Below are 4,721 nucleotides of genomic sequence, written 5' to 3' on the forward strand. Positions count from 1 at the left end.
AGGTCACTGCCAGGCACCCAATATAGTACTCCTGACTATACAGCTTTTGCGGAGCGGTAGTTCAGTTGGTTAGAATACCGGCCTGTCACGCCGGGGGTCGCGGGTTCGAGTCCCGTCCGCTCCGCCACTTATAAGAAGCCCTTAGCTAGTTGATAGCTAAGGGCTTCTTGCTTTCTTACCCTCAGTAAATTCAACCATCCTGATCCTCTCAAATCCCCCCTCGTGACCACACCGTGACCTGGATGCTGTTTTGACCGAGGGTCAGACTAGCTCCAGGTTCTATTTTATTAACCCGAAGTTTGCAGCCGCTGAGCCGTTACTCTCCTTAGAGATCCCCTTATTTTTATTCTTTAAATAATGCTGAAGTTGCGTTTGTATCATTTGTACTGCGAGAGATTTTTGGCTTTTATCCTCTTATCCAGTCTGGTGGCATCACTGACCTTGCTTAGAAAGGTCAGTGACCAAATATTGTGCACAGGGATTATAAAATTCCGTACAATGCCTGCCTTGTTACAAGGGGGGGCTTATGCCGATTCAATTCAATAAACTGATCCTGTGGAACCTGCTGGCGGTGGTGGTGTTTGCCAGCTGGTACTGGTTGCCGGGCCATGGTTTCTGGTTCCAGATCGATAGTGCCGTTTTTTATTTTTTTAACGACAAGCTGGGGGAAAGCCCGGCCTGGGTCAATGCCGTTGCGGTTGCCAATAACAGGGCATTCGATGGTGTTGCCCTGGTGGCGATGGGGCTGGTGTATTACGGCTATTACCGCAAGGCCGGTATCGAGCAGCGGCGACAGCTCCTGATCATCGGTTTGCTGATGCTGCTGACCGCCGTGGGGCTGAATCAGCTGGGCCGTGCCATTCCCGTCGACAGGCCCAGTCCGACCCTGACTTTCGATCATATCCACCGGCTGACCGAGCTGGCCGGCTTCAAGACCAAGGATTCTTCCGGCGACAGTTTTCCCGGCGATCACGGCCTGATGCTGATGATCTACACCGCCTTCGTCTGGCGCTATCTGTCCTGGAGGGCGGGTCTCTGGGGCTGCCTGTTTGTGGTGGTGTTTTCCGCCCCCAGGGTGATGGGCGGTGCCCACTGGTGGACAGACATTTATGTGGGCTCCTTGGCCGTGGCGGCCTTTGGTCTGGCCTGGCTGCTGCAGACCGGCCTGATGGATAGGGCCGTTGCCTGGCTGAACCGGAAACTGCCGCGTTTCAACCACCGCTGAGCTACCGCTGCTGAAACAGGGCCGGGATCTGGCGGATAAGCCAGCTCTTGGCCTTGCCCATGGCATCGCGCCGCCAGGCCAGCACCACGTCGGTGCTTTCCCTGCAACTGGCCGATACCTCTTTTAATTCTCCTTGCGCCAGCATATCTCCCAACCAGGATAAAGGGACGGATGAGATACCCAGGCCGGCGCGTACGGCACTGATCTTGTCCTGCATGGTACTGACGGTCAACCTGGCCTGTTTGTCGAACAGGCGGAAGGTCAGGGGCGGTTTGAAGCGTGCTGTGTCCGCCACGGCAATGGCGCGGTAACGGCTGAAAACTTCTTCATTGAGAGGCCCTTGCTCTTGGTGGATGGGGTGATCCGGGTGGGCGACATAGATAAAGGTTTCCCTATACAGAAACTGGGTCTTGATGCCCGGGCTGAGAATGGCGTCCTCCCGCAGTGGCGTGATGGCGAGGTCGGCCCGGCCGGTTTCGAGGGCTTCCCAGGTACCGGCCAGAACCTCATGGGCCAGTTTGATGTCGGTATCGGTCTGCCGGGAGAGGCTGTCGAGAACCGGGAACAGAATATGGCTGGGCATAATGCCGTCCACCGCCAGGGTCAGGCGGGTTTCCCACCCCAGTTCCAGCGCCCTGGCGTCGTCCACCAATTGGCTGGAGGCGTGCAGCAACTGCCGTCCACGCTCCAGCAGCAGCCTGCCCACAGGGGTGAACTGGGTTTTATGGCCGGAGCGGTCGAACAATGACAGGTCAAGCTCGTCCTCCAGCTTCTGGATGGTATAGCTGAGAGCCGAGGGAACCTTGCCGAGCTCGTCGGCGGCAGCGGCAAAACTGCCCCGGCGTTCGATGGCATCAAGTACTCGCAGGGCTTCCAGGGTCAGGGCTTTTTCTCTGGACATGGGGTTTCGTCATGGCATGGGCAATGTCCCACAATAGCGCAGCCCGGCGCGACTTTCATCCGCCCCGGATCAAAACCAGCCCAGTCCTTTCAGCAGGGCGGCGCCCAGGCTGGTGCTGAGCAGGGAGCCGAGGGTTGTCACGGCGATGATATTGGCGGCCAGCACGGCATTGCCGCCCATGGCGCGCACCATCACATAGCTGGCGGCGGCCGTGGGCGAGGCATTGATCAGGAACAACATGGTCAGTTCGGCTCCTCTGAAGCCCAGCAGGTAGCCACCCAGGGTGATCAGGCCGGGGATGGCAAGCAGCCGCAGCAGGGCCACTGGCGCGACCAGGCCGGTCTCTTCCCTGCCCCGTTTCAGACTGAGGCTGGCTCCGGTGCAGAGCAGCGCCACCGGCAGTGTCATCTGGGCCAGGTAATGGCCGGTTTTCATCAGTACGGCAGGCACCTGCCAATCGCTGGCGGCGAACGGCAGGGCCGCGACGATGCCGATGATCAGCGGATTCTGGACTATGCCCTTGAGGATTTTCCCCAGTTGCAGGCCCTGGCCCTGGTTCAGGCTGCGGTTCAGGGTGAGTACCGCCAGTATGTTGAACAGTATGGTCAGGCAGGCCACGTACATGGCTACCGAGGCGACCCCTTGGGAGCCGTAGGCATTGTTGACATAGGCGAGGCCGATAATGCCCATATTGGCACGAAAGGCGCCCTGCACCAGGATGCCGCGCAGTCGGCGGTCGGCGGTCAGGTACCGGGCCAGCCACTCGAGCAGCACGAAGGCCACCAGGGTGGCCCCAAGGCCATAGAGGATCAGCGTCGGGCTGGCCATTTGGCTGAAATCGGTCTGGGCGATACTGGTGAACAGCAGCATGGGCAGGGCGACATTGAACACCAGCTTGCTGGCACCGTCGATAAAGCCTTCGTTCATCATCTGGGTCCGCCGCAGGGCCACGCCCAGCAGCAGCAGCAGGCAGATGGGACCTGTGATGGAAACGGAAAACAGGATGCTGTTGAGGATGTCGTACATGGTAACCGAAAGGAAGGCAGGGATAGTGCAAGCATGCCGCGAGCGGCCGCCGGGGGCAATAGCCTGGGGGCCAGAGGCATCGCCGATAAATAGAAAAAGGCGCAAAAATGCGCCTTTTTCTATTTATGACTGATAATCGCCCGCTCGCTCCGGCTGGTATTCCACCGCTGTGATGGTGACCTTGAGGGTTTTGCCGTTGGGGCCGGGCCACTCTATGCTCTGGCCTACCGCCAGGCCGATCAGGGCGCTGCCGATGGGCGCCAGCACGGAGATTTTATCCTTGCTGCCATCAATATCGCGCGGGTAGCACAGGGTCTTGGTAAAGGTTTCCTGGCTGTTGGCCATGCTGAAACTGATGATTGAGTTCATGGTCACTATATTGTCCGGCATCTCGCTCGGAGCAACTACGTGAGCGCGTTCCAGCTCGTCTTCCAGGCGGCGGACTGTGTCGGAATCGGGCTGGTGCTCAAGCAGTGCTTCAAGCCGGGCCAGGTCCAGGGTAGAAATGGTAATGGGTGGCAACTGGGCCATATCAACCTCCAATAAAAAAGCAGGCAACGCTAAAAGCGCTGCCTGATCCCGAAGCCTAAGGTATACCTCAAGCCGGGCGGTTAAGCCAGCAGGATTATGCCGTCTTTGACACCCGGGTCGCACAGTGCCGCCTTGGACGGAGTTTTTAGCGGCGAGCTTGCGTTAAATCAAAAAAACCATGCTGTCAGTAGGGCAAACTGCTCCCGATCTTCAATATACCTAAAAAGAAATAAGGACAGAGCATGAAAAAGATTTCCCTGCTGGTGGCCGCCGCCCTGATGGTTCCTTCCGCCTTTGCCCACCAGGCCGGCGATATTCTGGTACGTGGTGGTGCGGCTACAGTAACACCGAATAGTGGCGGTGATAATGTGCTGGGAACCGGACATCTTGATCCTGATTCCAATACTCAACTTGGTCTGACCCTGTCCTATATGATTACCGATAACTGGGGTGTGGAACTGCTTGCCGCCACACCGTTCTCTCATTCCGTGAGCACTGCCGGTTTGGGTGAAGTGGCCAAGATCAAGCACCTGCCACCGACCCTGATGGGTCAGTACTACTTCGGCAATGCCCAGAGCAAGGTGCGTCCTTACGTGGGTGCTGGTGTGAACTACACCTTCTTCTTTGACGAGGAAGGGCGTGGTGCGCTCAATAATACCGATGTGAGTCTGGATGACTCCTGGGGGTTGGCGGTACAGGCTGGTCTTGATATGAAGGTGACCGAAAACTGGTTTGTCAACGCATCTGCTTGGTATATCGATATTGATACCGATGTGGATACAGTCGTTGGTACGTTCAAAACCAATATCGATCCCATGGTACTGATGGTCGGCCTGGGTTACCGTTTCTAAGTATTTGCAATGTGGGTTGAGAGGTTTTAAACCTCGGCAGTGTTTGGGCAGACAGAGTCTGCCCTTTTTTGTTTGCCCGGCGAAGCCGGCAAACCCGGCCATCTGAAAGAAGATGGCGTCACCCCGACTGAGGGGAAGACAATCCGACTGGCAAGGGCGCCACTGGCCAACGGTGGGGTCTGAAGGA

Annotated in this window: 5 protein-coding genes and 1 tRNA gene; 3 read left to right on the top strand and 3 right to left on the bottom strand. The window is 57.5% G+C overall.

Annotated elements, in window-relative coordinates:
* Nucleotides 1-50 precede the first annotated feature (50 nt).
* Together C7I36_RS16750 and C7I36_RS16755 are read left to right on the top strand one after the other, a co-directional pair.
* Nucleotides 51-127 (top strand) — tRNA-Asp (locus C7I36_RS16750).
* 399 nt (nt 128-526) lie between these two features.
* The gene (locus C7I36_RS16755) at nt 527-1,225 is read left to right on the top strand and encodes a phosphatase PAP2 family protein (protein WP_106454819.1); all 699 of its coding nucleotides are present in this window, start codon (nt 527-529) and stop codon (nt 1,223-1,225) included.
* A 1-nt stretch (nt 1,226) separates the two neighbouring features.
* Here the strand turns inward: C7I36_RS16755 and C7I36_RS16760 are convergent, their stop codons facing one another.
* From C7I36_RS16760 to rnk, 3 genes are all read right to left on the bottom strand, one after another.
* Entirely contained in the window at nt 1,227-2,126 is a 900-nt protein-coding gene (locus C7I36_RS16760) for a LysR family transcriptional regulator (RefSeq protein WP_106454820.1), read from the bottom strand.
* Nucleotides 2,127-2,195: 69 nt separating this feature from the next.
* The gene (locus C7I36_RS16765) at nt 2,196-3,152 is read right to left on the bottom strand and encodes an AEC family transporter (protein WP_106454821.1); all 957 of its coding nucleotides are present in this window, start codon (nt 3,150-3,152) and stop codon (nt 2,196-2,198) included.
* A 123-nt stretch (nt 3,153-3,275) separates the two neighbouring features.
* Complete coding sequence (gene rnk, locus C7I36_RS16770) at nt 3,276-3,683, bottom strand: nucleoside diphosphate kinase regulator (RefSeq protein ID WP_106454822.1); 408 nt, start codon at nt 3,681-3,683, stop codon at nt 3,276-3,278.
* A 242-nt stretch (nt 3,684-3,925) separates the two neighbouring features.
* On the opposite strand from rnk, the gene C7I36_RS16775 reads away from it, so the two are divergent.
* The gene (locus C7I36_RS16775; RefSeq protein WP_106454823.1) at nt 3,926-4,534 is read left to right on the top strand and encodes an OmpW family outer membrane protein; all 609 of its coding nucleotides are present in this window, start codon (nt 3,926-3,928) and stop codon (nt 4,532-4,534) included.
* Nucleotides 4,535-4,721 lie beyond the last annotated feature (187 nt).

It is taken from the genome of Zobellella taiwanensis, assembly GCF_003012795.1.
GTDB classification, from domain to species: Bacteria; Pseudomonadota; Gammaproteobacteria; order Enterobacterales; family Aeromonadaceae; genus Oceanimonas; species Oceanimonas taiwanensis.